Source organism: Pseudomonas sp. E6002 (assembly GCF_013385565.1).
Taxonomy (GTDB): Bacteria; Pseudomonadota; Gammaproteobacteria; order Pseudomonadales; family Pseudomonadaceae; genus Aquipseudomonas.
Genome location: NZ_JACAPT010000009.1, coordinates 574305 through 599655, shown reverse-complemented (window position 1 = coordinate 599655; position 25351 = coordinate 574305). Strand labels below are relative to the sequence as shown.

Annotated in this window: 24 protein-coding genes; 10 read left to right on the top strand and 14 right to left on the bottom strand. The window is 61.2% G+C overall.

Annotation, left to right across the window (positions count from 1 at the left end):
* Positions 1-84: 84 nt before the first annotated feature.
* Positions 85-1524: a cardiolipin synthase gene (cls, locus tag HX815_RS09065; protein WP_003213496.1), complete on the bottom strand. Its 1440-nt coding sequence runs from the start codon at positions 1522-1524 to the stop codon at positions 85-87.
* A 130-nt stretch (positions 1525-1654) separates the two neighbouring features.
* Here cls and HX815_RS09060 point away from each other — a divergent pair, with 130 nt between their 5' ends.
* The gene (locus tag HX815_RS09060; protein ID WP_003213494.1) at positions 1655-2176 is read left to right on the top strand and encodes a DUF3617 domain-containing protein; all 522 of its coding nucleotides are present in this window, start codon (positions 1655-1657) and stop codon (positions 2174-2176) included.
* A 142-nt stretch (positions 2177-2318) separates the two neighbouring features.
* On the opposite strand, the gene HX815_RS09055 is transcribed toward HX815_RS09060, so the two are convergent.
* Genes HX815_RS09055 through folE2 form a run of 7 tightly spaced genes read right to left on the bottom strand, consistent with a single transcriptional unit; the run spans position 2319 to position 7961 of the window.
* A complete protein-coding gene (locus tag HX815_RS09055; RefSeq protein WP_102370193.1) occupies positions 2319-3656 on the bottom strand; it encodes a dihydroorotase in 1338 nt (445 codons plus the stop codon).
* A gap of 2 nt (positions 3657-3658) precedes the next feature.
* Positions 3659-4219, bottom strand: a complete 561-nt coding sequence (locus tag HX815_RS09050; protein ID WP_087694587.1) for a DapH/DapD/GlmU-related protein — start codon at positions 4217-4219, stop codon at positions 3659-3661.
* Positions 4216-4641 carry a phosphoribosyl-AMP cyclohydrolase gene (gene hisI / locus HX815_RS09045; protein WP_003213487.1) on the bottom strand — a complete coding sequence of 142 codons (426 nt, stop codon included), beginning with the start codon at positions 4639-4641 and terminating at the stop codon, positions 4216-4218. Before hisI ends, HX815_RS09050 begins: the two co-directional genes overlap by 4 nt.
* Complete coding sequence (locus HX815_RS09040) at positions 4638-5522, bottom strand: metal ABC transporter substrate-binding protein (RefSeq protein WP_003213485.1); 885 nt, start codon at positions 5520-5522, stop codon at positions 4638-4640. Before HX815_RS09040 ends, hisI begins: the two co-directional genes overlap by 4 nt.
* Positions 5523-5533: 11 nt before the next feature.
* Complete coding sequence (locus HX815_RS09035; protein WP_003213483.1) at positions 5534-6400, bottom strand: metal ABC transporter permease; 867 nt, start codon at positions 6398-6400, stop codon at positions 5534-5536.
* Positions 6400-7068, bottom strand: a complete 669-nt coding sequence (locus HX815_RS09030; protein ID WP_008439505.1) for a metal ABC transporter ATP-binding protein — start codon at positions 7066-7068, stop codon at positions 6400-6402. The genes HX815_RS09035 and HX815_RS09030 overlap by 1 nt, the downstream gene beginning before the upstream one ends.
* Complete coding sequence (gene folE2, locus HX815_RS09025; protein WP_102604032.1) at positions 7065-7961, bottom strand: GTP cyclohydrolase FolE2; 897 nt, start codon at positions 7959-7961, stop codon at positions 7065-7067. Before folE2 ends, HX815_RS09030 begins: the two co-directional genes overlap by 4 nt.
* Positions 7962-8089: 128 nt before the next feature.
* Between folE2 and HX815_RS09020 the strand changes: the two genes are divergently transcribed.
* Positions 8090-9313 carry an N-acetylmuramoyl-L-alanine amidase gene (locus HX815_RS09020; RefSeq protein ID WP_003213478.1) on the top strand — a complete coding sequence of 408 codons (1224 nt, stop codon included), beginning with the start codon at positions 8090-8092 and terminating at the stop codon, positions 9311-9313.
* Here the strand turns inward: HX815_RS09020 and HX815_RS09015 are convergent.
* Positions 9310-9678 carry a hypothetical protein gene (locus HX815_RS09015; protein WP_003213476.1) on the bottom strand — a complete coding sequence of 123 codons (369 nt, stop codon included), beginning with the start codon at positions 9676-9678 and terminating at the stop codon, positions 9310-9312. The two genes, HX815_RS09020 and HX815_RS09015, sit on opposite strands and share 4 nt — an antisense overlap.
* 127 nt (positions 9679-9805) lie before the next feature.
* On the opposite strand from HX815_RS09015, the gene dksA reads away from it, so the two are divergent.
* From dksA to HX815_RS08995, 4 genes are read left to right on the top strand one after another with little or no spacing between them, the layout of a single operon-like run.
* Positions 9806-10210 carry an RNA polymerase-binding protein DksA gene (dksA, locus tag HX815_RS09010; RefSeq protein ID WP_003213474.1) on the top strand — a complete coding sequence of 135 codons (405 nt, stop codon included), beginning with the start codon at positions 9806-9808 and terminating at the stop codon, positions 10208-10210.
* A gap of 27 nt (positions 10211-10237) precedes the next feature.
* Complete coding sequence (gene zigA / locus HX815_RS09005; protein ID WP_003213472.1) at positions 10238-11443, top strand: zinc metallochaperone GTPase ZigA; 1206 nt, start codon at positions 10238-10240, stop codon at positions 11441-11443.
* Positions 11443-12087, top strand: a complete 645-nt coding sequence (locus tag HX815_RS09000; protein ID WP_177028083.1) for a DUF1826 domain-containing protein — start codon at positions 11443-11445, stop codon at positions 12085-12087. Before zigA ends, HX815_RS09000 begins: the two co-directional genes overlap by 1 nt.
* 45 nt (positions 12088-12132) lie before the next feature.
* On the top strand, positions 12133-13095 hold the full coding sequence (locus tag HX815_RS08995) for a GTP-binding protein (protein ID WP_008439499.1): 963 nt from the start codon (positions 12133-12135) through the stop codon (positions 13093-13095).
* Here HX815_RS08995 and HX815_RS08990 read toward each other — a convergent pair.
* Entirely contained in the window at positions 13089-13487 is a 399-nt protein-coding gene (locus HX815_RS08990) for a DUF3301 domain-containing protein (RefSeq protein ID WP_003213466.1), read from the bottom strand. The two genes, HX815_RS08995 and HX815_RS08990, sit on opposite strands and share 7 nt — an antisense overlap.
* Before the next feature lie 117 nt (positions 13488-13604).
* Between HX815_RS08990 and pdxY the strand changes: the two genes are divergently transcribed.
* Together pdxY and HX815_RS08980 are read left to right on the top strand one after the other, a co-directional pair.
* On the top strand, positions 13605-14477 hold the full coding sequence (pdxY, locus tag HX815_RS08985) for a pyridoxal kinase PdxY (protein WP_177028082.1): 873 nt from the start codon (positions 13605-13607) through the stop codon (positions 14475-14477).
* A gap of 81 nt (positions 14478-14558) precedes the next feature.
* Positions 14559-15605: a hypothetical protein gene (locus tag HX815_RS08980; protein ID WP_177028081.1), complete on the top strand. Its 1047-nt coding sequence runs from the start codon at positions 14559-14561 to the stop codon at positions 15603-15605.
* Between the two features lie 27 nt (positions 15606-15632).
* Here the strand turns inward: HX815_RS08980 and HX815_RS08975 are convergent, their stop codons facing one another.
* Positions 15633-16118: an acyl-CoA thioesterase gene (locus tag HX815_RS08975; RefSeq protein WP_177028080.1), complete on the bottom strand. Its 486-nt coding sequence runs from the start codon at positions 16116-16118 to the stop codon at positions 15633-15635.
* 295 nt (positions 16119-16413) lie between these two features.
* Between HX815_RS08975 and HX815_RS08970 the strand changes: the two genes are divergently transcribed.
* Positions 16414-18177, top strand: a complete 1764-nt coding sequence (locus HX815_RS08970; RefSeq protein ID WP_177028079.1) for a cation:proton antiporter — start codon at positions 16414-16416, stop codon at positions 18175-18177.
* Positions 18178-18257: 80 nt separating this feature from the next.
* On the opposite strand, the gene HX815_RS08965 is transcribed toward HX815_RS08970, so the two are convergent.
* The 3 genes from HX815_RS08965 to uvrD all read right to left on the bottom strand — a co-directional run bounded on the left by HX815_RS08965 (position 18258) and on the right by uvrD (position 22052).
* On the bottom strand, positions 18258-18665 hold the full coding sequence (locus HX815_RS08965) for an SMI1/KNR4 family protein (RefSeq protein ID WP_003213456.1): 408 nt from the start codon (positions 18663-18665) through the stop codon (positions 18258-18260).
* 136 nt (positions 18666-18801) lie between these two features.
* A complete protein-coding gene (locus tag HX815_RS08960) occupies positions 18802-19677 on the bottom strand; it encodes a Tim44 domain-containing protein (protein WP_003213454.1) in 876 nt (291 codons plus the stop codon).
* 191 nt (positions 19678-19868) lie between these two features.
* Positions 19869-22052 carry a DNA helicase II gene (gene uvrD / locus HX815_RS08955; protein ID WP_003213452.1) on the bottom strand — a complete coding sequence of 728 codons (2184 nt, stop codon included), beginning with the start codon at positions 22050-22052 and terminating at the stop codon, positions 19869-19871.
* A gap of 279 nt (positions 22053-22331) precedes the next feature.
* Here uvrD and HX815_RS08950 point away from each other — a divergent pair, with 279 nt between their 5' ends.
* Positions 22332-25205, top strand: a complete 2874-nt coding sequence (locus HX815_RS08950) for a GGDEF domain-containing phosphodiesterase (RefSeq protein WP_177020315.1) — start codon at positions 22332-22334, stop codon at positions 25203-25205.
* The last annotated feature ends 146 nt before the right edge of the window (positions 25206-25351 follow it).

The following is a 25351-nucleotide window of genomic DNA, read 5'->3' as shown; positions in this document are numbered from 1 at the left end:
AGGCGTTGGATCAGAAACACATTCAGTGACTGACACTCCGCTTTCGCGAGCAAGCCCGCTCCCACATTGGATTCGGTGCAAGCCTTACAAAATTGGAGAAATCAGCCGCGCGATCCGCATGCCCAATTGTTGCAGGCGGTGGGTCTGGCGGTTTTCTTCCTGGCTGATTTCATGGGCCAGGGCGAAGTCTTCCAGCAGCATGTGCTCCACCTGGCTGGCGAAAGTGTCATCTACCGTCAGCAACATCACTTCGAAATTCAGCCGGAACGAGCGGTTATCCAGGTTCGCACTGCCGATGGCGCTGATTTCACGGTCGACCAACACCACTTTCTGATGCAGGAATCCTGGCGTATAGCGGAATACCCGCACCCCGGCGCGCACGGCTTCGATCGCATACAGGCTGGAAGCGGCGTAGACGATGCGGTGATCCGGCCGTGACGGCAGCAGCAGGCGCACGTCGACACCGCGCAATACCGCCAACCTCAAAGCCGCAAACACCGCCTCATCGGGAATGAAATACGGGCTGGTGATCCATACCCGCTCGGTGGCCGCATGAATGGCCTCGACGAAAAACAGCGAGCAGGTTTCATAAGGGTCCGCCGGGCCGCTGGCCAGCAACTGGCAGAGCACGCCGTCGTCCGGGTAGGTATCCGGCAGCAGCAGCGGCGGCAGCTCACGCGAGGCCCAGAACCAGTCTTCGGCAAAGGATTCCTGCAAGCACGCCACCACCGGGCCGCTGACTTGCACATGGGTGTCACGCCATGGCGCCAGCGGCGGTTTCTTGCCCAGGTACTCATCGCCGACGTTATGCCCACCGACGAACCCGGTAATGCCATCCACCACCACGATCTTGCGGTGGTTGCGGAAGTTGACCTGGAAGCGGTTGAGCCAGCCGCTGCGCGTGGCGAAGGCCTTGACCTGCACCCCGGCGTCTCGTAGCGACTGCACATAACGATGGGGCAGGGCATGGCTGCCGATACGGTCGTACAGCACGAAAATGGCTACGCCTTCGGCGGCTTTTTCCTTGAGCAAGGTGTGCAGTTGGCGGCCAAGTTCGTCGTCATGAATGATGAAGAACTGGAACAGCACGGCGGTCTTTGCCGAGCGAATCGCCTCGAAAATCGCGCTGAACGTAGCCTCGCCATTGATCAGCAAACGCACCTGATTATTCGCCAGGCACGGCATGCGCCCCAGCTTGGGCATGGCCCGTAGCGAAGCGTAGGCCTGGGAGTTGCGCGCGGCCAATGCCTCTTCAACCCATGGGCGCCAGTTCAGCTCGGTGATCGCCTTGTGCATTTCCTGGTTGGCCTGGCGCCGCGCCTGAATGTAGGCGTCGAAAGTGCTCCGGCCAAAGATCAGGTAGGGAATCAGCGTCAGGTAGGGGATGAACATCAGCGACAATGCCCAGGCAATCGAGCCTTGGGCGGTCCTGACGGTCAGCACCGCATGGATGGCGGCGAGGGTGCCCAGAAAATGCAGGGTGGCAATGAAATAGGCGAGCAGGTGCGGGCCAAAGAAATCCATGGACAACGGTACTCCTGACGAACAAGTGCCTAACAGACCATGTTCGGCCACGAATGTCGCTATTTTATTTGCTGTGCAACACTGGCGCTTTTGCGGCGTCTAACGCCGACAATTGCCCAGGAGTTACCCGATGAATGCTCGTCTGCTTGGTTTGGCCATGGTTGTTGGTTTGACGCTGCCTGTGGCGGCGCAAGCGCAGATGTTGGCGCCGGGCTTGTGGGAGTTGACCACCAGCAACATGAAGGTCGATAACCAGGACCTGCCGGACTTGTCGCTGATCCTCGGTCAGCTCAAGCAACAGATGACCCCGGAACAACGCGCGATGCTTGAGAAGCAAGGCATCACCATGGCCGGCAAAGGCGTACAGGTGTGCCTGACCCCGGCCCAGGTGGCGTCCGATTCCATCCCGCTGACCGACCCGCAATCGGGTTGCAAGCAGGAAGTGACGGACAAGACCGGCAACCAATGGAAATTCCGTTTCAGCTGCCCGAAAGCCCAGGGCACTGGCGTGGCGACGTTCCAGAGCCAGCAGGAATTCACCACTACGGTTAACGGTACCTTCAACGCCACCGGCGTACAGCAGAAGGGCAGCCTGGACACCCACGCGCAGTGGTTGGGCAGCAACTGCGGTACGGTCAAACCCCGCGCTTAACCTAAGACATACCCCGATCAAAATGTGGGAGCGGGCTTGCTCGCGAATGCGGTGAATCAGTCACAGGTGTATTGGCTGACCCACCGCATTCGCGAGCAAGCCCGCTCCCACATTTGATTGGATTGCCAGGTACAGAGTCTCTTCAACGCTGGAAATGCAGCGGCAGCCCCTGGCAACTGTCGTGCACGCGCCCGTCGTGCCAGGCCAGGTGGCCGGACACAAGCGTGGTGCTGACGCTGTGCCGGAAGCTGCGCCCGGCAAAGGGCGTCCAGCCGCAGCGGGCCAGGATCGGCTGGCTGCTGACGGGTTTGCCGTGAGGCTCGGGTTGGATCAGCACCAGGTCGGCCCAATAGCCTTCGCGCAGGTAGCCACGGTCGGGGATCGCAAACAGGTCCGCGACCCGATGGCTGGTTTTCGCCACCAGCGTGGTCAGCGGCAGCAGGCCGTCGGCGACCAATTCCAGCAGCGCCGGCAAGGCGTGTTGCACCAGCGGCAAGCCTGACGGCGCTTCGCGATAGGGCAGCTGTTTTTGCGCCCAGGTGTGCGGAGCATGGTCACTGCCAATTACATCCAGACGATCACTCAACAATGCCAGGCGCAGGGCGTTGCGGTCGGCGCGTGTCTTGATCGCCGGGTTGCATTTGATCTGGTGGCCGAGGCGGGCGTAGTCGCGGTCATCGAACAAGAGGTGATGCAGGCAGACTTCCGCCGTGATGCGTTTTTGCGCCAGGGGTTTGTCTTCGAACAGCACCAACTCCCGTGCGCTGGTGATGTGCAGCACATGCAGGCGCGTGCCGTGCCGCTTGGCCAGTTCCACCGCCAGGGACGAGGAGCGATAGCAGGCCTCGGCATCGCGGATCAGCGGGTGCGCCACGGCAGGAATGTGCTCACCGAAACGCTCGCGCATCCTTTGCTCGCGGGCCAGGATGCTGGGGGTGTGCTCGCAGTGGGCCAGGAGAATGGTCGGCACCTCGGCGAACAGACGCTCGAGGATCTTCGGATCATCCACCAGCATATTGCCGGTAGACGCACCCATGAACACTTTGACCCCGGCGACTTCCCGCGGGTCCAGCGCGGCGACGGTGTCGAGGTTGTCGTTGCTCACTCCGAAGTGAAAGCCATAGTTGGCCACCGAATGCAGCGCCGCGCGGCGCTTCTTGTCGGCCAGGGCTTCCAGGTTCAGGGTCGCCGGGTTGGTGTTGGGCATGTCCATGAAACTGGTGATGCCACCCGCCACCGCCGCGCGGGACTCGCTGTAGAAGCTGCCTTTGTCCGGCGCGCCGGGTTCTCGGAAATGCACCTGGTCGTCGATCATTCCCGGCAGCAGCCACTGGCCTTGGGCGTCGATTTCCACGGTGGCGTTGGCGTTGTCGATGCTGCCGGCGATCTTCTCGATACGGCCATTGGCGACCAGCAGGTCAGCCTCGAATTCCTCGCCTTCGTTCACCAGGCGGGCGTTGCGGATCAGCAGGCGGCTCATGGTCAGAACTCGTTTTGCAGGGCTTTGTAACCCAGCACCAGGTCGACGTTGGTGCGTGCCACGTCTTCGGAAAACTCCGAAGCGCTGACACTCACCGGCGGAAACTGGGACAGGTCGGTGTTGGGGCCGATGCGGGTGGTGGAGGGCACGTAGAACGCGTCGGGCAAATCGCGGCCGTCGACTACAGAATTGTGCCGCACCACGCAGCCATCGCCGACGACGCAATTGAACAGCACGCTGTTGAAGCCGATGAACACCCGGTCACCAACGGTGCAGGGCCCGTGGACGATGGAGCGGTGGGCGATGGAGGTGAACTCGCCGATGGTTACGGCGGCGCCGGATTTGGAGTGGATCACCACGCCGTCCTGGATATTCGAATTGGCACCGATGGTGATCGGGTCCATGTCACCGTTGGCGTCGACTTCGTCGGCGCGGATCACCGCGTAAGGGCCGACAAATACGTTTTCGCCGATGATCACCTTGCCGCAGATGATTGCGGTTTTGTCGACGTAGGCCGATTCGGCAATCACGGGCAGATCGCCGGAAGGGTTCTTGCGGATCATGGGTCAGGTTCCTTGAGAGGCGCGGTGATGATGTTTACGTGATGGCCGTCGATGGCGTTGTAGAAACAGGTGGGCCGGCCGGTGTGGCAGGCCGGGCCTTGCTGGTCGACGATCAGCAATACCGCGTCGCCGTCGCAATCCAGGCGGGCCTCCACCAGCAGTTGCCAGTGGCCCGAGGTTTCGCCCTTGCGCCACAGTTGCTGGCGCGAGCGGGACCAGTAGCAGACGTGCCTGGTGGCCAGGGTTTCGTCGAGGGCCTGGCGGTTCATCCAGGCCAGCATCAACACTTCGCCGCTGCCGTGTTGCTGGGCGATGGCGGCGATCAGTCCATCGCTGTTCCACGGCAGGGCGTCGAGCACGCTATCGAGTGGAAAGCGGCTGCCGATGGCAGCCTCTTCCAGGTCAAGCATGCTCAGGCTCATGGCTTGCTCAGGGCCGCGCACAGGGTGTTGAGGTTGTATTCGAACAGGCCGGTAAAGGTGCTGGCCGGACCTTCTGCAGCCAGGGCGTCCGAATACAGCGTGCCGCCGATCTGCGCGCCGCTCTCATCAGCGATCTGCTGGAGCAGACGCGAGTCCTTGATGTTTTCCATGAACACGGCCTTGACCTTGTCCTTGCGGATCTGGGTGATCAGCGTGGCGACTTCGGCGGCCGACGGTTCACGTTCGGTGGACAGGCCTTGAGGCGACAGGAACTCGATACCGTAGGCCTGGCCCAGGTAGCCGAAGGCGTCATGAGAGGTGACGATGCGACGGTTACCCGGTGGCAGCGCGCCAAACTTGGCCTTGGCTTCAGCCAGCAGGCGGTAGATTTCTTTCAGGTACACCTGGCTGTTGTGCTCGTAGTCGGCCTTGTTGGCCGGGTCGGCAGCGATCAGCGCCTTGGTGATGTTGTTCACGTAGATAACGGTGTTGGCCAGGTTGTGCCAGGCGTGCGGGTCGGGGATGGTTTCGCCGTCCTCTTCCATGGTGTGGGAGAGCACGCCTTTACTCGCAGTGACCACAGTGGCCTTGGTCTCGGTGCTGGTGACCAGGCGATCCAGCCACGGTTCGAAGCCCAGGCCGTTCTTGATGATCACCTTGGCCTTGAGCAGGGCCTTGGCATCGTCTGGTGTTGGTTCGTAGGTGTGGGCGTCGGCGTCGGGGCCGACCATGTTGCTGATCTGGATATGATCGCCACCGACCTGGTGGGTCATGTCGTCAAGAATACTGAAGCTGGTAACCACCTGAAGCTTGTCGGCAGCCTGGGCCGTCGCGAACGACAGCGGCAGCAACACACTGAACAGCACGAGTAGAGCGCGCATCGGGAAACACCTCATTGGGATGTAAGCAAAGGCGGGCGGCGCAGCAAGCCGTGCACCGGACCGAAGACCACGGACAGCAGGTACCAGCCGCCAGCCACCAGCACAATTGCCGGGCCGCTGGGCAGCGAGTAGTAGAACGACAGCAACAAGCCAAGCCAGACCGACAGGCATCCCAGCACCGCTGATATGGCGATCAACACCGGCAGGCGCCGGCTCCAGAAACGTGAAGCAATCGCCGGCAACATCATCAGGCCGACCACCATCAACGCGCCGATGGCCTGGAAACCGATCACCAGGTTCAGCACCACCAGCGTCAGGAACAGGCCGTGGGCCAGCGGGCCGAGGCGGCTGACGGTTTGCAGGAACAGCGGGTCGAGGGTGTCCAGCAGCAGCGGTTTGTAGATCACCACCATGGCGATCAGGCTGAAGCCCGAGACCCAGAGCATGCCGGTGAGGGTCGGGCCGTCTACCGCCAGGGCCGAGCCGAACAGCAGGTGCAGCAGGTCCAGGCGTTTTCCGGCGAGGCCGAGGATCAGCACGCCGCTGGCCAGGGAGATCGGGTAGATGGCGGCGAGGCTGGCGTCTTCCTTCAGCCCGGTGCGACGGGTAATCCAGGCGGCGAGACCGGCCATGCTCAGGCCGGCGCCCAGGCCGCCGATGGTCAGCGCGGGCAAACTCAGGCCGGCAAACCAGAAGCCCAGTGCGGCGCCGGGCAGGATGCCGTGGGACACCGCGTCACCGATCAGGCTCATGCGGCGCAGGATCAGGAACACCCCGAGCGGCGCCGTGCTGCATGCCAATACCAGACCGCCGACGAGCGCGCGGCGCATGAAAACGAAATCGAGAAACGGCATCCACAGGTGGGCGGCGAAGTGCATCAGGCCACCTGCATTTGCGGCTGCGGGCGGATCAGTTCTTTGCTGGAGCCGAACACGCAGCCACTGCTTTTGATCTGCACCACTTGCTGGGTGTGTTGGCGTACGGAGCCGAGGTCATGGCACACCACGACCACCGTGCGGCCTGCGTCGTGCCAGGCGTGGATGTGTTTCCAGCACAGCGCCTGGCCGTCTTCGTCGAGGGCGGCGTGGGGTTCGTCCAGCAGCAATATCGGCGACTCGGCCAGGCTCATGCGGGCGAGCAGGGCGCGTTGCAGTTCGCCGCCCGACAAGGCCATCAACGGCCGATGCTCCAGGCCGCTGAGGCACCAGTCTTCGAGCACGGCGCTCAGGCGTTCGGTACGTTGTTGCGGGGTTTGCCTGCTGCCCCAGAAACCGGCGGCCACCAATTCTTCAAGGCTGATAGGAAACTGGCGATCGAGGTTCTGTTGCTGGGGCAAAAACGACAGGCCACCTCGGCGTGGAACATCGATCGTCACTTTCCCCGCCAGTGGCTTCTGCAATCCGGCGATAACTTTCAGCAGGCTGCTTTTGCCGGTGCCGTTGGCGCCGATGATGCCGGTAAGGCTGCCTTTTTCCAGGGTGAAATCCACGGCGGGGGTCAGTGGTTGGCCGGGGGCGCCCCAGCGCAAAGCGGTGCAGGTGATCATTCGGAAGGTCTCGTCCAGCGGCTTTCGGCCACGGCATCGTGCGCGTGAAGGCTTTCGGCGTGGATCACTCTCAAGTGGAAGGCATTGACCGCATCCGAGCGTTTCAAGGCGAGGTTCAGGCGGCGGGCGGCGTCTTCGCAGAACATCAGGTTCTGCCCGTTGGCCAGGGCGAAGGCTTGTTCGTCTGCACGCTTTACGGCGGTCTGCACGGCAGTGCCGAGGGCGGCTTCGGTTTCGTCGATCAACTGGGTCAGCGGCAGTGTTGGCTGATCGTCCTGAAGCCGTACATGCAACAGCGCGCTGCTGCGCTGGCTGTGGGGCGTGGCGACGATGCCGTTTGCACTGCCGAGCCAGGTCAGTACGTCTTCGTGCTGCAGCGGTGTGCCGGCAAAGTCCTCGATAAATTGCTGCTGAATCAATTGCCTGGCGAGGGCAGCGGAGCAAGGGCAGGTTGAAGAGTAAGTAACGTCAATTTTTAGTTCCACGTGGAACATCTGGTTTTCCAGGCGCGCCTCGATGCTCACCGGGTAGCTTTTCCAGCCGGCCAACGGGCTGACCAGCGCCGGACGTTTCAGCAGCAGACCTGCATGAATTCGCAGGTAGGCATTTGTGGATAAACCTTCATGACTGTCGAGAAAACGTTGCAATACACTGCGCAGCAGTGCTGGCGTAAGCGGCTGCTGTTCAAGCATTTCCAGCGCCAGGTAAAGCCGTGACATATGAATGCCACGGGCCTCGCCGTCGTCCAGGCTGACGCCGGCATCAGCCGTGGCGCTAAGGCTTTGGCCGTCGATCAGAATGGGCAGGGCAATGCCGCACATGCCCACCCAATCGAGCGGCGAGGCTTGGCGTGAAGCCTGCGCGGCGATATCGGGCAGAGTCAGCGCGTTCATGAGCAGGTCCATCGTTGGAAATAAAAAGACATGTTATATTATTACAATTGAAACGACGAAAGTTTTTCTGTTCTGTCTTTTATTCAGTCATGTCGAGTACGGAAGCTCCTTTATTTGCGGTGTAAGTCATGCACAGACGTCAACTCCTCAACCTGCTGCTGGCCAGTGCGGTGTTCACCTTGCCCTTGGGCGTGTCTGCCGCGCAGATCCGCAATGCACGGCTGTGGCGGTCGGATAACAAGCTGCGGCTGGTGCTGGACCTCAGCGGCCCGGTGCAATACAAGACCTTCACCCTGACCGCGCCGGAGCGGTTGATCATCGATTTGAGCGGCGCGAAGCTGACCGGTGATTTCAGCCAACTGGCCCTGACCAACAGCGGCATTACCTCGATTCGCTCGGGGCATTTCGGGCAGGGCGATACGCGGATCGTGCTGGATTTGAAGGCGCCGATGCAGCTCAACAGCTTTCTCCTGCCGCCGCAGGATGGCCAGGGCCACCGCCTCGTGCTGGACCTGACAAGCGCCACTCATGCACCTATGCAAATCGCTGCGGCACCGGCCGCGTTGGCTGCACCCGTGCCGGCACCGGTGGACAGGGCTCATCCGAAACGCGACATCATCGTGGTGGTCGACCCTGGGCACGGCGGCAAGGATCCCGGCGCGATTGGCTCAAAGGGCCAGCGCGAAAAAGACGTGGTGCTGTCCATCGCCCAATTGCTGGCCAAGCGTCTGAAGCGCGAGAAGGGCTTCGATGTGAAGCTGGTGCGCAACGACGACTTCTTCGTGCCGCTGCGTAAACGTGTGGACATCGCCCGTCAGCACAAAGCCGACATGTTTATCTCGGTACACGCCGATGCCGCGCCACGGCTTACGGCGTCCGGCGCCTCTGTCTATGCGCTGTCTGAAGGCGGCGCCACCTCCGCCACCGCACGGTTCATGGCGCAGCGGGAAAACGGCGCCGACCTCTTGGGCGCCACCACCTTGCTCAATCTCAAGGACAAGGACCCGATGCTCGCCGGGGTGATTCTCGACATGTCGATGAACGCCACCATCGCCTCCAGCCTGCAACTGGGCAGCTCGGTACTGGGCAGCCTGCAAAGCATCACCACGCTGCATCAAAAACGCGTGGAACAGGCCGGCTTTGCGGTGCTCAAGTCGCCGGACGTGCCGTCGATCCTGGTGGAAACCGGGTTTATCTCCAACACCCAGGACGCCCAGCGACTGGTCACCGCACGCCATCAACAGGCGGTGGCAGACGGTTTATTTGAAGGGTTGAAAAATTACTTCCAGAAGAACCCGCCGATGAACAGCTACATGGCCTGGGTTCAGGAACAGAAAACCGGCCAGGTCTAACAGCCGGTGATTCGACTACAGGTGAACTTGGCGCTGGCACCACCGGAACTGGAAAACCGGTTGAGGGTGGTCCAGCCCACTCGCCGCGTGTAGCCCACCCACGCCTCACCATCGGAAGCCAACCCGGTAAAGAACGTCAGTTGCCCGTAGCGGCTGCTGGTCTGTGCCCAATAGCGTTTTCCGATTACTTCAAAGCCCCGCAAATACGTAGTGCTGCCTGCCGTCGCGACGCTGTAGGCATTGCCCTGGGCGTCGACGCACGCCAGCAGGTTGGCGCTGCGGGTGCAGTTGGCCAGCAGGCTGGGCACCTGGGCGTTGGCCAGGCTCGCCAGCATCAGCAACACAGCACACAGCAGGTATTTCATAGAGGCTCTCGGGGCGTTATTCGGCTGCCAGCATTGCGCCCTTCGTCGTCACGAGCAAGGGGGATTGGCTTATTTGCATTGTTATACTATAACATTAAAAGACAGCCTGACCCGTGAACCACCTCCGATGACCGAACAAGACCTTCTCGCCCAACCCTGCGCCGACTACATGAATGAAGCCCAGCAAGGTTTCTTCCGCGAGCTGCTGCTGGCCCAGCGCAACGAGCTGCAAGCGCGTATCGACGCTGAATTCATGGTGCTGCGCGAACAGGAGCCCAACAGCGATCCCGCCGATGTCGGCAGCGCCGAAGAACAGCGCCAATGGCAACTGCGCCTGCTGGAGCGCGAAAAAAAGCTGTTGGACAAGATCGACGAAGCCCTGGAACGCCTGGCCCGCGGTGAATACGGCTGGTGCCGTGAAACCTGCGAACCCATCGGCCTCAAGCGCCTGCTGCTGCGCCCCACGGCCACCCTGTGTATCGAAGCCAAAGAACGTGAAGAGCTGCGCGAACGCCATCAACGGGCGATTTGACCGGCCAACCCTGATGAGGAATACCTGATGCCCAATCGTCTCCCCGTTACTGTGCTGTCCGGATTCCTCGGCGCCGGCAAAAGCACGCTGCTCAACTACGTCCTGCGCAACCGCGAAAACCTGCGGGTGGCGGTGATCGTCAACGACATGAGCGAAATCAACATCGATGGCAGTGAGGTCCAGCGCGACGTCACCCTCAATCGCTCCGAAGAAAAACTGGTGGAGATGAGCAACGGCTGCATCTGCTGCACCTTGCGCGAAGACTTGCTGGAAGAAGTCGGAAAGCTCGCCAAGGAAGGTCGGTTCGATTACCTGTTGATCGAGTCCACCGGTATCTCCGAGCCGCTGCCAGTGGCCGAAACCTTCACCTTCCGCGATGAAGAAGGCCAAAGCCTGGCGGACATTGCCCGGCTCGACACCATGGTCACCGTGGTCGACGGCATGAACTTCCTGCTCGACTACCAGGCTGCCGAAAGCCTGGCGTCCCGGGGCGAAACCCTCGGTGAAGAGGACGAGCGCTCGATCACCGACCTGCTGATCGAGCAGATCGAATTTGCGGATGTGATCCTCATCAGCAAGATCGACCTGATCAGCAGCAGTGAGCGCGAGGAGTTGATGGCGATCCTGGAGCGCTTGAACTCCCAGGCTGAAATCATCCCGATGGTCATGGGCGAAGTGCCGTTGGCGAAGATCCTCAACACCGGCCGTTTCGACTTCGAGCGTGCTTCCCAGGCGCCGGGCTGGTTGCAGGAACTGCGTGGCGAACACCTGCCGGAAACCGAAGAGTACGGCATCGCCTCCACCGCCTATCGCGCCCGCCGCCCGTTCCACCCGCAGCGGTTTTTCGACTTTATCGACCGGCCTTGGGTGAATGGAAAACTGCTGCGCTCCAAGGGCTTTTTCTGGCTGGCCAGCAAACACCAGGACGCCGGTAGCTGGTCCCAGGCTGGCGGCCTGATGCGCCATGGGTTTGCCGGGCGCTGGTGGCGTTTCGTGCCGAAAACCCAGTGGCCCCAGGACGAGGAAGGCATCGCCGCAATCATGAAAAACTGGCAACTGAGCACCGGCGATTGCCGGCAGGAGCTGGTGTTTATCGGCCAGAACATCGACTTCGCCCAGATGACCGCCGAGCTGGACGCTTGTTTGCTGACCGACGATGAAATGGCCACGGGTGTCGAAGGCTGGCGCTTGTTGGCCGATCCCTTTGGCCCTTGGTTCGAAGAGGCTGCCTGATGCTGGCACCGACCCTGAAACTGCGCCCGGTGGTTCGCCAGACCCACGGCGAAACCCCGGCCGTGCTCACCGATATCCTTGAGGACGGCGTGAACCTAGCGGTGTGGCAGCGTCAGTTGCCCCTGCACATCGCCGAGTTCGGCGCGTTACTGGTGGCACTCAATGAGCCATTGGCCGAGTCGCTGGTGGTTGAACTGAACAGCGAAGACGCCGAGCCAAACCTGCAGGACTTTGCATCGGGTTGCCGTGACCTTGAAGGCTACGAAGGCTTTATCGCCGATGTGTCGTGGCTGGTCAGCGCCATTGCCTGTTTGCTGGGAGCCAAGCGTATCGGCGTGCGTTTGCGGCTATTGGACAAGGCCATGTGCCCGCGTTTTCATGTGGATCATGTGCCGGTGCGGCTGATCACTACCTACGCCGGCATTGGCAGCCAATGGCTACGCGAAGGTGTGATGGAGCGGCGGCACCTGAGCCAGGCGAGTGCTGAGCCGGAAGAATGCATTGAGCAAATCCACTGCGGTGAAGTGGCGTTGCTCAAGGGCGAAAAATGGCACGGCAACGAAGGCTTTGGCCTGATCCACCGCTCGCCGCCGCTGCAAGCGGATCAACGACGGTTGATTCTGACGCTGGATTGGTTGGCGTAACCGGGTAGGATCGAACCTCTCTACACGGTCTGAATGATGTCCACCATGCTGCAGAACATTCCCACCCACGTGATTGCCGGGCCCCTGGGCGCCGGCAAGACCAGCCTGATCAAGCACCTGCTGGCCCAGCGCCCGGCCAACGAGCGTTGGGCGGTGTTGATCAATGAGTTCGGGCAGATTGGCCTGGATGCCGCGTTGCTCACCCGTGATGACGACGGGATTGCCCTCGGTGAAGTGGCGGGTGGCTGCCTGTGTTGCGTCAACGGGGCGCCGTTTCAGGTAGGACTGGGGCGTTTGTTGCGTAAGGCCAGGCCCGACCGGCTGTTTATCGAGCCGTCCGGGCTTGGGCACCCGGCTCAATTGCTCAAGCAGCTGCGGGAAGCACCCTGGCAGCAGGTACTGGCGGTGCAGCCGTGCGTACTCGTACTGGACGCCCAGGCGTTGGCGGCGGGCAAACCTTTACCCAATGCCCAACGGGAGGCATTAGCCAGCGCCGGGCTGTTGGTATTGAACAAGAATGAAGCCTTAAGTGATGCGCAGCGCCTGTTGATTCAAGGGCAACTGCCCGATCGACCGATCTATTGGACGCAGCAGGCGCAACTGCCCTTGGCCCGGTTACCGGGTGTGAATGCTCAAGCGGCAGCGGCTGTGGATAACTTCGAGTTGCCCAAAGGCCTGGGGCAAATGCCGGCCATCTGGACGGATCCGGCATCGCCGATCTGCCTCAGCCAGGGCCAGGAGGATGGCTGGAGCATTGGCTGGCGCTGGCATCCGAGTCAGCGATTCGACGCGCGGCGCATTCAGCAATGGCTGCAATCGTTGGACTGGCGACGGGCAAAACTGGTTATCCACAGCCTGGATGGCTGGGTATCGGCCAACGCGGTGGATAACGCCGCATTGGCCTGGCAGCCCAGCGAATGGCGGCGGGATTCGCGTATCGAATTGATCTTCAGCGAAGTGCAGGACGTTGCGCAGTTACAGGGTGGGTTAACCGCTTGCCGTCAGTGACGGGTCTTGCTGTTGCCATGCTCCTGGCGCCACTGGCTTAGCTCAATGATCTCGGCGCTGGGCAATGGCGTCTTGATCTCGAACGGGTAGGGCGCCAACTCGATTTGTGCACTGTGGGCGCCGAATTGGGTGATGGTCCCCGGGTGCCGCGTTTCGCCGGTCACGGTGAATTCGAAGTTGTAGATCCGTGCCAGGCGCCGCCGCCCGCTGGCATCTTTCACAAAACCGATGCGCTTCAACGCCACGGCGCCATCGAGCAGCTCGATGTCGAGCTTGGCGCAGTGCTGCTTGACCCGTTCCAGCGCCCGCTCGCGCAGGCCGTGGTTGTGCCACAGCCAGGCGGCACCGGTCGCCAGCAGCATCAGCACGAAGATATTTCCGAGGGTCAGCATTCGATGAACTCCAACAAAGTAGGGCCAGCTTAACTGCGTCTCCGGTCTGTCGTACAGGCCGCGTTTAGTCGCATACTGCGCAGCCAGAATATCAACGGCTTTACGGAAATCCCCTGCATGAAACGTACGCCCCATCTGCTTGCGATCCAGTCTCATGTGGTCTTCGGCCACGCCGGAAACAGCGCCGCCGTGTTCCCCATGCAACGGGTCGGGGTGAACGTGTGGCCGCTCAATACGGTGCAGTTCTCCAACCACACTCAGTATGGTCAGTGGGCGGGAGAAGTGTTGGCGCCGCAGCAAATTCCTGCGCTGGTGGAAGGCATCGCGGCGATTGGCGAGCTGGGCAACTGTGATGCAGTGCTGTCGGGCTACCTGGGCAGTGCGGCCCAGGGCCGGGCGATCCTCACCGGCGTGGCGCGGATCAAGGCGATCAACCCCAAGGCTCTTTACCTGTGTGACCCGGTGATGGGGCATCCGGAAAAAGGCTGCATCGTGCCCCAGGAGGTCAGCAACTTCCTGCTGGAGGAAGCGGCGGCGATGGCCGACTTCCTGTGCCCCAACCAGCTGGAGCTGGACAGCTTTGCCGGGCGCAAGCCGCAGTCGCTGTTCGATTGCCTGGGGATGGCCCGTGCATTACTGGCCCGCGGGCCGAAAGCGGTGTTGGTCAAGCACCTGGATTATCCCGGCAAGCTGCCGGACGGCTTCGAAATGCTGTTGGTGACGGCTGAAGGCAGCTGGCACCTGCGTCGGCCACTGCTGGCATTCCCGCGTCAGCCGGTGGGCGTGGGCGACCTGACGTCGGGCCTGTTCCTGGCGCGGGTGTTGTTGGGCGATAGCCTGGTGGCGGCCTTTGAGTTCACTGCTGCAGCGGTGCATGAAGTACTGCTGGAAACCCAGGCGTGCGCCAGCTATGAGCTGGAACTGGTGCGTGCCCAGGACCGGATTGCCCATCCGCGAGTTCGCTTCGAGGCAACCCCAATCGGGCTGTAGGAATATTCCTGATTGAGCGACGCAAAGGGCGTCCGTTACTATCGGCCGTCTTTTTGCCCTCTGCGTTCATCAAGGAAGATCATGTCGTTATCCCTGCTCCATTCGCCACGGGCATTTATCGCATTGGCCCTGGTTACGCTGCTCAGTGGTTGCAGCGTCCACGGTACCTATCCTGACGCAACCGAGCCCGATGCGGCGAAGCTGCGGTTCATCTCCAACACCACCAACAGCACCCTTTTTGTCTATGACGCACAGCACTGCATGGGTGAGACCACAGGCATTCTCAACAACATGTTCCTGGTGGACACCAAGCGGCGGGTAGACATGCTTGTGCCGCCACCGCCCACGGCTCGTGGGCTGCTGGAGATCAAGCTGGCGCCCGGAAAGGACACTATGTTGATGATCAACACCAACGGCAGCTCCTATGTCTGTGGCAAAGCGTTCAATCTAACGCCCAAGGCGGGTGAAGAGTACGAAGTGACCTTCGAATTGCAGGGCCGCCAATGCAGCACGCTGCTCCAGCGTCTTACGCGATTGGACGGCAAGGACGTGCGGATCCCGCAGCCGCTGTTCGAGACCGGCATGCCGACTTGCGAGGGCAAAGGTCCGATATTCGGCAAGTTGTTACCGGATACTCCGCAGCGAATGGTGTTGATTGATCGCATTCTTGACGAGCGTGCGCAGTCGATCACGGCCATCGTGTCAGAGAATAAAGTCGACCGAATGCAAACCTCGCCTCAAGAGCTTGATGAGTTGATCAGCAAGCGCAAGGCGTTGATGGGCTCGTATACCTTGCCGCCGGATTATTGGAACCAGTTTCGGCAGAACTACGAACTGTCGAATCAAGAGTCTGCCGGTCGTCTGGCCCGGGCTCTGGGGTTTTACACTGAGGTGTACCGCCAGCGCCTGCGGGGAACTGAGGATGCCGTCCTGGAGCAATGGATGCAGCCTACGGACAGTGCGATCAAATCGCGCGTAGCGGAGAACGACAAGCTTATGGTGCAGTACTACGTGAATACCCGAAAGAGCGTGACGATGGAGGTGGTCAATCACCATATGGAGCGCATGGCCCAGTTGGACCAGCGCTTTGATGTGTGTGCGCACTTTGACAAGTGCTCGGGTTACTAAGCGGTCATCCAGAAACCTGGCGGGCTCTTACGGGCCGTCTGCCTTGATTTCCTGATAGCGCTTTTCCAGCTCCTGGCGAATCTGCCGGCGCTGTTGAGCCTGCACAAACCGCCGCTTGTCTTCGCTGTTCTGCGGTTGCAGCGGCGGCACGGCGGCCGGATTGCGCTGGTCATCCACCGCGACCATCGTGAAGAAGCAGCTATTGGTGTGGCGTACCGAACGCTCACGGATGTTCTCGGTGACCACCTTGATCCCCACTTCCATCGACGTGTTGCCGGTGTAGTTGACCGAGGCCAGGAAGGTCACCAGCTCGCCGACATGGATCGGCTCGCGAAAAATCACCTGGTCCACCGACAACGTCACCACATAGCGCCCGGCATAACGGCTGGCGCAGGCGTAGGCCACTTCGTCGAGGTACTTGAGCAGCGTGCCGCCGTGCACATTGCCAGAGAAGTTGGCCATGTCAGGGGTCATCAATACTGTCATCGACAGCTGGGCGTTTCCGGGTTCCATAGCACACTCACGGGTTGTAGGCATTGGGTGGGGAGGCACCTCTGCGGGTGCTGGAATCTTTGCAGAGCCATTCATAACGGGACGCTGGCCCCCGGCTTGCCGTCACGCCCGGGGCGATCTGTTTCCATATATTGCACCGGCTTTCTGCCGCAAGTCGCGGTGTTACCCTTCAAAAGCCCGTCTCAAAGGCAATTCTTACGATCAAGGCAGACTTTTCTTTCCGTTCATTGCGACCTTTCGGGGTGCATGCGTGGAAATGGGAAAAGCGCCAGTACCCCTCAAGGAGCCCCTCGCCATGCACGCCATCAGCTTTATCCAGGACCTGGCCGTGATCATGCTGGTGGCCGGGGTGGTGACGATCCTGTTCCATCGGCTCAAGCAGCCGGTGGTGTTGGGGTATATCGTCGCCGGCTTCATCATCGGCCCGCACACCCCACCGTTTGGCCTGATCCACGACGAAGACACGATCAAGACCCTGGCCGAGCTTGGGGTGATCTTCCTGATGTTCTGCCTGGGCCTTGAGTTCAGCCTGCGCAAGCTGTTCAAGGTTGGCGCCACCGCCTTTATCGCGGCGTTCCTCGAAATCATCCTGATGATCTGGATCGGCTACGAAATCGGCCGCTGGTTCGACTGGAACACCATGGACTCGCTGTTCCTGGGCGCGATCCTGGCGATTTCCTCGACCACCATCATCGTCAAGGCGCTCAATGACCTGAAGATGAAAAACCAGCGCTTTGCCCAGCTGATTTTCGGGGTGCTGATCGTCGAAGACATCCTCGGCATTGGCATCATCGCCTTGCTGTCGAGCATTGCCGTCAGCGGCACGGTCAGCTCCGGCGAGGTGTTCTCCACCGTCGGCAAGCTCTCGCTGTTCATGATTGTCGCACTGGTGATCGGGATTTTGCTGGTGCCACGCCTGCTGGAGTACGTGGCCAAATTCGAAAGCAACGAGATGCTGCTGATCACCGTGCTGGGCCTGTGCTTCGGTTTCTGCCTGTTGGTGGTCAAGCTGGAATACAGCATGGTGCTGGGGGCATTCCTGATCGGCGCGATCATGGCTGAATCCCGGCAATTGCTGAAGATTGAGCGCCTGATCGAACCGGTTCGCGACATGTTCAGCGCGATCTTCTTTGTCGCCATTGGTTTGATGATCGACCCGCAGATCCTCCTGCAATACGCCTGGCCGATTGCGGTGATTACCGTGGCCGTGGTGCTGGGCAAGATGTTGTCCTGTGGGTTGGGGGCGTTTATTGCGGGTAACGATGGCCGCACTTCATTGCGAGTGGGGATGGGGCTGTCACAGATCGGCGAATTTTCATTCATCATCGCCGCGCTGGGGATGACGTTGCAGGTCACCAGCGACTTCCTGTATCCGGTGGCGGTGGCTGTTTCTGCGATTACCACACTGCTCACACCCTATCTGATCCGTGGCGCAGACCCGCTGTCGCTGAAGATTGCCGCAGTCATGCCCAAGCGCATGAGTCGGGTGTTCGGGATGTATGGCGAGTGGCTGCGCAGCATTCAGCCCCAGGGCGAGGGTGCGATGCTGGCGTCGATGATCCGCAAGATCATTCTGCAGGTGGGGGTGAACCTGGCGCTGGTGGTGGCGATCTTCTTTGCCGGCAGCTTTTTCGCGGCGCGTATTGGCATCTACCTGGAAGGCTGGGTCAGCGATCCGAGCTGGCAGAAGGCATTGATCTGGGGTGGGGCGTTGCTGCTGTCGCTGCCGTTTTTGATTGCGGCGTACCGCAAGCTCAAGGCGCTGTCGATGCTGCTGGCGGAGATGAGCGTGAAGCCGGAAATGGCCGGGCGCCACACTCAGCGCGTGCGCCGGGTGATCGCCGAAGTGATCCCGATTCTTTCGCTGCTGGTGATTTTCCTGCTATTGGCAGCCTTGTCGGCCAGTATCCTGCCGACCAACAAGTTGCTGGTGCTGATCGCCGTGGTGACGGCCGCGGTGGCCGCCGTGCTCTGGCGCTGGTTCATCCGCGTGCATACGCGGATGCAGGTCGCCTTGCTGGAGACCCTGGATAACCATAAGGATACGCCGGAGCACTGAGTGGGTCGCAGAGGGCTGCTTCGCAGCCCAGCGCGAGCTAGCTCGCTCGCCACAACAAGCGCCCTCGGCACACAGGGGTCTCAGCTTTCCAGCCAGACGTCTCGTGCCCAGTGCCACACCGATTCCCAGGTTTCTTCGGTGACGAGCTCTTCTTCGCCGGACCACAGCACCACGGTGCCGTCTTCCTCGACGCAGTAGTAGTCGTCGCCGTCCTGGCAGATCGGGATCATGCTGCGGTCAACACCGGCATCCCAGGCGTTGGCGGCAACGTCCGGCAGGTAGGTGTGGGACTGTGGGTCGGTGACGGTCACCGGCTCCAGGCTGCCGTAGACCACATCGCTGACGGTCAGCAGAAATTCACGGAAGACGAACGGAATATCGATGAACAGTTGTTCCTCGATTTCCACCAGTTGATCTTCGTCAGGCAGCTCCAGAGGAACCGGTACCGGTTCGTTGGCTTCACGCAATTGTTCGATAACTTCTTCCACGGCCGGGATCCTCTTGCTAGATGGCGCGGTTTATAGGGGCGTTTTATACAGTAGCTCGCTATAAGTGCAACCGTGAAATAGAAAACCCCGGACAAGTCCGGGGTTTTTGTTACTGCGTACTCAAAGCGGGCAGGGATCAGCCGTTCTGGCGGATACCGGCGACCAGCCAAGGCTGGTTTTCGCCTTGTGGGCGCTCCATGTTCCAGCTTTCGCTGAACACTTCGCCCTGGTCGAAACGCGAGGTCTTCGACACACCGCTGAAGGTCAGGGTGGCGATGGTCTTGTCGGCGCGGTCATCCACACCTTCAAGCTGCACTTTCAGGTCGTCGATGTAGGTCGACTGGAAGCCGTCGCCCAGGTCGGCACGTTCGCGCTTGAGGAACTCCAGCAGTTGCGGGGTCACGAACTCGGCGATCTTGTCCATTTCGTTGGCGTCCCAGTGTTGCTGCAGGGACTGGAAGTGGCTGCGGGCCGCTTCGACGAAGCGCTCTTCGTTGAACCAGGCGGGTGCGTTGATCACCGGACGAGCGGCAGCAGGAGCAGCCGAACCGCCGAAGATCGAACCCATGGCAGCAGGCTTTTGCTCGAACACTTCACGCTGCATCGGCGCGCCGGCTGGAGCCATGTGCTCCTGTTGCTTGCGGCGACGGGCGGCGATAAAGCGGAAGATCAGGAAGGCGATGACCGCCATGATCAGGATGTCGAAGATCTGCATGCCCTGGAAGCCGCCGCCCATGAACATGGAGGCGAGCAGGCCGCCGGCCGCGATACCGGCCAGAGGGCCCAACCAGCGCGAAGCACCGCCAGCCTTGGCAGCAGCGCCTGCGGCACCGGCAGCGCCAGCGGTCGCAGCTGCGCCGCCCATGCCGCCGCCGGATGGGGCCATTTGGCTGGTCTGGTGGCTCGGCGCCGAGCCCATGGATTTGCCGCCACCGAAGCGCTTGGCGTTGGCGTCGAGGCTCATCGTCAGGCCGATGCACAACGCCATGGCGATGCTAAGAAAACGTTTCATAAAGGGAATTCCCATTTGTGGATTGCACGCGCGCCATGTTGCACAGGTGTGATGTCAGTGGCTAGCGGCATAGTGTTTCGGGCTTTTGCGTAGGGCCAATACCGAATCGTCTGTAGGACTTATTACAGATATTGGCCCCACCGCTGCCAAATACAAGGGTGGGGCAACATCCTTCATGTTCTACAGTTGTTTCAGATTGCTTCGAGCTTGGCGTAGCCCATCATCAGCCACTTGCTGCCTTCGGCGAAGTTCACCTGCACCCTGGCCTGGGCACCGGCGCCTTCGAAGTTGAGTATCACGCCTTCGCCGAAGATCGCGTGCTTGACCTGCTGGCCAAGGCTGAACGGCGTCTCGGGGATTTCCGAACCAGCGAACATGCTGCTGGAGTTCTGCTGCTGGCCGCCGCCGAACGGTCGGCTGACGCTGTTGGACAGGCGCACTTCCTGAATCAGCCCTTTCGGCACTTCACGTACGAAGCGCGACACCTTGTTGTAGGTCTCACTGCCGTACAGGCGCCGGGTTTCGGCGTAGGTCATCACCAGGTTCTGCATCGCCCGGGTGATGCCCACGTAGGCCAGGCGGCGTTCCTCCTCAAGGCGGCCGGGTTCTTCCAGGCTCATCTTGTGGGGGAACAGGCCTTCTTCCATGCCCACCAGGAACACGTAGGGGAATTCCAGGCCCTTGGCACTGTGCAAGGTCATCAGCTGAATGCTGTCTTCATGCTCATCAGCCTGGGTGTCGCCGGCTTCCAGGGACGCGTGGCCGAGGAATGCCGCCAATGGCGTCAGGTCTTCGTCTTCTTCGGTGTTTTCGAACGCGCGGGCGGCGCTGACCAGTTCCTCAAGGTTTTCTACCCGGGCCTGGCCTTTCTCGCCTTTTTCCGCTTCGTGGTAGGCGATCAGGCCGGACTGCTCGATCACGGTCTGGGTCATCAGGTGCAGCGGCATTTCCATGCACTTGGCGGCCAGGTTCTCGATCAGCTCGACAAACACGCTCAAGGCACCGGCCGCACGGCCGGTCAGGCCCTTGTTGGCGATCAGCAGGCGCATCGCTTCCCACATCGACACATCGCTGTGACGTGCGTGGTCGCGAATCGCCTCGACGGTCTTCTCGCCGATGCCGCGGGCCGGAATGTTGATCACCCGTTCCAGCGCCGCATCGTTGCCGCGACCTTCCAGCAAGCGCAGGTAGGCCATGGCGTTCTTGATTTCGGCACGTTCGAAGAAGCGCTGGCCACCATAGATGCGATACGGAATGCGCTCGCGCAGCAGGGCCTCTTCCAATACCCGTGATTGGGCGTTGGAGCGGTAGAGAATCGCGATATCGCTGCGGGCGAGGCCGGTTTTCAGGGCGCTTTCGATGGTTTCCACCACGTAGCGCGCTTCATCGTGTTCGTTGAAGGCGGCGTACAGGTTGATCGCTTCGCCTTCGCCGCCGTCGGTCCACAGTTCTTTGCCCAGGCGCCCGGTGTTGTTGGCGATCAAGGCGTTGGCGGCCTTGAGGATCCCGGCGGTGGAGCGGTAGTTCTGTTCCAGGCGGATGGTTTCGGCGTCCGGGAAGTCGTCGCTGTACTGGTAGATGTTCTCGATTTTCGCGCCGCGCCAGCCGTAGATCGACTGGTCGTCGTCGCCCACCACCATCAGGCTGTCGCCGCCCTTGGCCAGCAGGCGCAACCAGGCGTACTGCACGGCGTTGGTATCCTGGAACTCGTCCACCAGGATGTGGCGGAAGCGTTTCTGGTAGTGCGCCAGCAAGCCCGGGTTGTCGCGCCACAAGTCGAGGGCGCGCAGCAGCAGTTCGGAGAAGTCGATGACGCCGGCGCGCTGGCAGGCCACTTCATAGGCTTCATAAATGCTGCGCATGGTGGCCAGGAACAGGTCGCCGCTGGCCTGGATATGTTGCGGGCGCAGGCCTTCATCTTTCTGACCGTTGATGAACCACTGGGCCTGACGGACCGGCCAGCGTTGTTCATCCAGGCCCAGCTCGCGGATCACCCGCTTGACCAGGCGTTGCTGGTCGTCGCTGTCGAGAATCTGGAAGGTCTGGCTCAGGCCGGCTTCCTGCCAATGCGCCCGCAACAGGCGGTGCGCCAGGCCGTGGAAGGTGCCCACCCACATGCCGGCCGGGCTGATGCCCATCAACTGCTCGATGCGATGACGCATCTCGGCAGCGGCCTTGTTGGTGAAGGTCACCGACAGGATGGAATGCGGTGAGGCGTTCTCGACCTGGATCAACCAGGCGATACGGTGCACCAGCACTCGGGTTTTACCGGAGCCAGCACCGGCCAGGACCAACTGACGGCCAACGGGGGCCGCTACGGCCTGGCGTTGGGCATCGTTGAGGGAGTTCAGCAAAAGAGAGAGATCATCGCGCATCGGCGCATTCTAGGGTGCCCGGGGGAGTCGGGCAAATCCCAATGCCGGGTGGTCACGGGAAAACTTCTGCGTCGACACAGGATAAGGCAACAATCTATTCACGGTGATGACCGGTCGGTCATCGCCCACAGCCCGCGCCCTGTCTCACTCAAGCTGTCTGGCTCCAAGGTTTGCGCCTGATTGTCGCGCTGTTTTTATGACTTGGGGCAGTTTGGCCCGAGCGTTTGCTTGTGTATGCTCCGTCGACGTTTCGGGCTCACCATTATAAGAACACTGCCTATGACCCTTAGCATTGACCTGGCGGGACCCTCCGTGGCGCCGGCGCAGGTTATCCGCAAGCACTACGCCATGGAGATGGCGGTGGAGCGCACGCGCCTGCTTTACCAAGGCTCTCTGCTGCCTACTTTATTAATGCTGGTGAATGGACTGGTCTGCGCCTGGTTGCTCTGGAGCCCGCAGCGCTATCTGCTGGACAGCATTTGGCTGGTATGGCTGCTGGCGCTGGTGGCCTTGCGGGTAATTCAGGTGGCGGCGTTCGATTCCGCCATGCCCAGCCGCCAGGCGCAGCCGATCTGGCGACGCATGTTCATGCTGGGCTCAGCCGTCAGCGGCTTGACGCTGGCCAGTGCTGCCATCGCCCTGGTACCGGTGGACAGTTTTGCGCAACAGGCCTGGGTGTTCGGCCTGCTCGGCGCGGCGACCTTGTCCGCCAGTGTGGCCTATGCCGTCAGCCTGCCGGCTTTCCTGTCGTTTGCCGTGCCCTGCCTGGTGCCGGCCATCCTCTATTTATTCTGGAGCGGCGACCCGCAGCAGCAAGGCTGGGGTTGCCTGGGCCTGATTCTGCTGGCATCCCTGAGCCTGGTGGCATGGCAGGTCAATCGCCTGATCCAGCGTGGGCTGCTCAGGCGCTTCCAGAACCAGGCGTTGATCGAGCATCTGCAGCAAGCGCAGCAACGCAGCGAGCAACTGAACCAGGAACTGGTGCGTGAGGTGGAGCAGCGGCGCCAGGTCGAACAAGAGTTGCGCGAAGCACAGATCGGCCTGCAGCAACGCGTCGATCAGCGCAGTCAGGAACTGGACGCGGCGAGCCTGGCCCTGAGCAAAAGCGAGGCGCGTCTGGCCATGGCGCTGCAGGCCAGCGAACTGGGGCTGTGGGACTGGAACCTGCAAACCGATGAGGTCCACCATACCCAGCTCAAGGAGTTGTTCGGCCTGGAGCCGGAATACGTCACGGCGATGCTCAGCCACCTCAAGCCACGCCTGCATCCGGACGACTTGCCGCTGCTCAAGCGCGCGCTGGTGGAGCACCTTAAAGGCCGCAGCGAGGACTACCTGGTGGAATACCGGGTGCGCCATGGCGATGGCCATTGGGTATGGATCCAGGACCGTGGCCGCGCCGTGGAGCGCTCGGCAGGCGGGCGCGTCACGCGGATGCTCGGCACCCGCCGCGACATCAGCGCCGGCAAGGTCCTGGAAGAACAGCAGCGCCTGGCATCGACGGTGTTTGAGGCGGCCAGCGAAGGCATTGTGATCCTCGACCCGGACTACGTGCTGATAGCCGTCAACCAGGCATTCAGCCGCGTCACCGGCTTCGACATTGACGACATGATCGGGCGCAATGTCGTGGAGCTGCCCAGCAGCCGCGACGCACGGCGCCACTTCCCGGTGATCCGCCAGGCGTTGCTCAGCTACGGCACCTGGCAGGGCGAGCTCGTGGAGACCCGCAAGAACGGCGAACTCTACCCGCAATGGCTACAACTGAATGTAGTCCGGGATATTCGGGGAAATGTCAGCCATATCGTGGGTTTCTTCGCTGATCTGTCCGCGCGGCGCGAATCCGAGGAGCGCATGCGCTACCTCACGCATTACGACGAATTGACCGGGCTGGCCAACCGCTCGCTGTTCCGCGAGCGGTTGCGCGAAGCCCATCAGCGGGTGCGCCAGGGTGGCCGCAGCCTGGCCTTGCTGCATATCAACCTGGACCGTTTCAAGCTGCTCAACGACAGCCTCGGGCATGAAGTGGCCGACCAGTTGTTGCAGAAAATGGCCCGCCGCTTGATCAACGCCTTGCCTGAGGCCGACACCATAGCGCGGCTCTCTGGCGATGAATTCGCCGTGCTGTTCGACGCCTACGGCAACCTGTCGAGCCTGGCGCGGGTGGCCACGCGGTTGCTGGCCAAGTTGCGGGTGCCGGTGACGGTGGAAGGGCACGAGTTGGTGGTCAGTGCCTCAATGGGCGTCAGCCTGTTGCCCGACAATGCGCGGGAAATATCCGCGCTGGTCAGCCAGTCGAACATGGCCATGCAGCACGCCAAGCACCTGGGCGGTAATAACTTCCAGTTCTACACCGACAGCCTGCAGGCCAGCACCCTGGAACGTTTGCAGCTGGAAAATCAGCTGCGCAAGGCGATTGATGAGCGCCAGCTTACGGTGTTCTACCAACCCAAACTGTGCCTGGCCAGTGGCAAGCTGAATGCGGCCGAAGCGTTGATTCGCTGGGAACATCCGCAGTGGGGCATGGTGCCGCCCGGCGACTTTATCGGGCTGGCCGAAGAAACCGGCCTGATCGTGCCGCTGGGGGAGTTCGTGTTGCGCCAGGCGTGCTGGCAGGCTTGTGAATGGCAACGCCAGGGGCTGGCGCCGATTCGGGTGTCGGTCAACCTGTCGGTGCACCAACTGCGCCAGGGCAAGCTGATCAGCCTGGTGCGCCAGGTACTGGAAGAAACCGGGCTTGATCCGCAATACCTGGAGCTGGAACTGACCGAAAGCCAGCTGCTCGACAGCGTCGAGCACATCATCTCGACCTTCCAGCAACTGCGCGACCTGGGGGTGAAGCTGGCGATTGATGATTTTGGCACCGGTTACTCATCCCTCAGTTACCTCAAGCGCATCCCCGTGGACTACGTGAAGATCGACCAGACGTTCATTCGCGGCCTGGGCCAGGGACGCGAAGATGCCTCGATCACCCGCGCAATCATTGCCATGGCCCACGGGCTGTCGCTCAAGGTGGTGGCCGAGGGTGTGGAAGATCAGCAGCAGCTGGACTTTTTGCGGGATGAGCAATGTGACGAGGTGCAAGGCTATTTGATCAGTCGGCCGGTGGAAGCGGATGGCTTGGCGGATTTGTTACGAAAAAATGCCGATTTTCCATAGTTGAGCCCAAGCCGCACGCGGGGCTACATCGAGCCTGCCCGCTGAATCAGCGGGCAGCAGCGTGATTAAGTGATGCATCGAACGGGCAAATCGTTAATTCTTGTAGTATAACTACAAGCTTGCTACATCCCTGGCGTCTGCCGATA

Bases quoted from the DNA above. Each gene is read 5' to 3' on its own strand.
- HX815_RS09020 (WP_003213478.1), top strand. From the start codon at position 8,090: ATGCACAGACGTCAACTCCTCAACCTGCTGCTGGCCAGTGCGGTGTTC.
- folE2 (WP_102604032.1), bottom strand. From the start codon at position 7,961: ATGAACGCGCTGACTCTGCCCGATATCGCCGCGCAGGCTTCACGCCAA.
- HX815_RS08995 (WP_008439499.1), top strand. From the start codon at position 12,133: ATGCTGCAGAACATTCCCACCCACGTGATTGCCGGGCCCCTGGGCGCC.
- HX815_RS08950 (WP_177020315.1), top strand. From the start codon at position 22,332: ATGACCCTTAGCATTGACCTGGCGGGACCCTCCGTGGCGCCGGCGCAG.
- HX815_RS09050 (WP_087694587.1), bottom strand. From the start codon at position 4,219: ATGATCCGCAAGAACCCTTCCGGCGATCTGCCCGTGATTGCCGAATCG.
- cls (WP_003213496.1), bottom strand. From the start codon at position 1,524: ATGGATTTCTTTGGCCCGCACCTGCTCGCCTATTTCATTGCCACCCTG.
- dksA (WP_003213474.1), top strand. From the start codon at position 9,806: ATGACCGAACAAGACCTTCTCGCCCAACCCTGCGCCGACTACATGAAT.
- HX815_RS09060 (WP_003213494.1), top strand. From the start codon at position 1,655: ATGAATGCTCGTCTGCTTGGTTTGGCCATGGTTGTTGGTTTGACGCTG.
- HX815_RS08975 (WP_177028080.1), bottom strand. From the start codon at position 16,118: ATGGAACCCGGAAACGCCCAGCTGTCGATGACAGTATTGATGACCCCT.
- HX815_RS09035 (WP_003213483.1), bottom strand. From the start codon at position 6,400: ATGCACTTCGCCGCCCACCTGTGGATGCCGTTTCTCGATTTCGTTTTC.
- zigA (WP_003213472.1), top strand. From the start codon at position 10,238: ATGCCCAATCGTCTCCCCGTTACTGTGCTGTCCGGATTCCTCGGCGCC.
- HX815_RS08990 (WP_003213466.1), bottom strand. From the start codon at position 13,487: ATGCTGACCCTCGGAAATATCTTCGTGCTGATGCTGCTGGCGACCGGT.
- uvrD (WP_003213452.1), bottom strand. From the start codon at position 22,052: ATGCGCGATGATCTCTCTCTTTTGCTGAACTCCCTCAACGATGCCCAA.
- HX815_RS09055 (WP_102370193.1), bottom strand. From the start codon at position 3,656: ATGAGCCGCCTGCTGATCCGCAACGCCCGCCTGGTGAACGAAGGCGAG.
- HX815_RS08980 (WP_177028081.1), top strand. From the start codon at position 14,559: ATGTCGTTATCCCTGCTCCATTCGCCACGGGCATTTATCGCATTGGCC.
- HX815_RS09030 (WP_008439505.1), bottom strand. From the start codon at position 7,068: ATGATCACCTGCACCGCTTTGCGCTGGGGCGCCCCCGGCCAACCACTG.
- HX815_RS08970 (WP_177028079.1), top strand. From the start codon at position 16,414: ATGCACGCCATCAGCTTTATCCAGGACCTGGCCGTGATCATGCTGGTG.
- HX815_RS09040 (WP_003213485.1), bottom strand. From the start codon at position 5,522: ATGCGCGCTCTACTCGTGCTGTTCAGTGTGTTGCTGCCGCTGTCGTTC.
- HX815_RS08960 (WP_003213454.1), bottom strand. From the start codon at position 19,677: ATGAAACGTTTTCTTAGCATCGCCATGGCGTTGTGCATCGGCCTGACG.
- hisI (WP_003213487.1), bottom strand. From the start codon at position 4,641: ATGAGCCTGAGCATGCTTGACCTGGAAGAGGCTGCCATCGGCAGCCGC.
- HX815_RS09000 (WP_177028083.1), top strand. From the start codon at position 11,443: ATGCTGGCACCGACCCTGAAACTGCGCCCGGTGGTTCGCCAGACCCAC.
- pdxY (WP_177028082.1), top strand. From the start codon at position 13,605: ATGAAACGTACGCCCCATCTGCTTGCGATCCAGTCTCATGTGGTCTTC.
- HX815_RS09015 (WP_003213476.1), bottom strand. From the start codon at position 9,678: ATGAAATACCTGCTGTGTGCTGTGTTGCTGATGCTGGCGAGCCTGGCC.